Origin of the sequence: Paenibacillus sp. CH40, from assembly GCF_024213605.1 — a bacterium.
Lineage (GTDB): Bacteria > Bacillota > Bacilli > Paenibacillales > Paenibacillaceae > Paenibacillus > Paenibacillus polymyxa_B.
Window position 1 is genome coordinate 1 of the sequence record NZ_JANAVQ010000030.1, and the last position, 738, is coordinate 738.

Below are 738 nucleotides of genomic sequence, written 5' to 3' on the forward strand. Positions count from 1 at the left end.
CCTTGGGGCGCCTCCGTTACTCTTTAGGAGGCGACCGCCCCAGTCAAACTGCCCACCTGACACTGTCCTCGCACCGGGTCACGGTACCAAGTTAGAACCTAGATACGATCAGGGTGGTATCCCAAGGATGCCTCCTCTCAAGCTGGCGCTCAAAGTTCTACGGCTCCCACCTATCCTGTACAGATCGTACCCAAATTCAATATCAAGCTGCAGTAAAGCTCCATGGGGTCTTTCCGTCTTGTCGCGGGTAACCTGCATCTTCACAGGTATTAAAATTTCACCGGATCTCTCGTTGAGACAGCGCCCAAGTCGTTACGCCATTCGTGCGGGTCAGAATTTACCTGACAAGGAATTTCGCTACCTTAGGACCGTTATAGTTACGGCCGCCGTTTACTGGGGCTTCGGTTCATAGCTTCGCCCGAAGGCTTACCACTCCCCTTAACCTTCCAGCACCGGGCAGGCGTCAGCCCGTATACTTCGCCTTGCGGCTTCGCACAGACCTGTGTTTTTGCTAAACAGTCGCTTGGGCCTTTTCACTGCGGCCCCCTCGGGCTATTCACCCTACCGAGGCACCCCTTCTCCCGAAGTTACGGGGTCATTTTGCCGAGTTCCTTAACGAGAGTTCTTCCGCGCGCCTTAGAATTCTCTTCTCGCCTACCTGTGTCGGTTTGCGGTACGGGCACCTTCTCCTGGCTAGAGGCTTTTCTTGGCAGTCTGAGATCATGACCTTCGCTACTA

Annotated in this window: 1 rRNA gene; it reads right to left on the bottom strand. The window is 54.6% G+C overall.

Annotation, left to right across the window (positions count from 1 at the left end):
- Positions 1–738 (bottom strand): 23S ribosomal RNA (locus NLX73_RS24830); the annotation flags it as partial.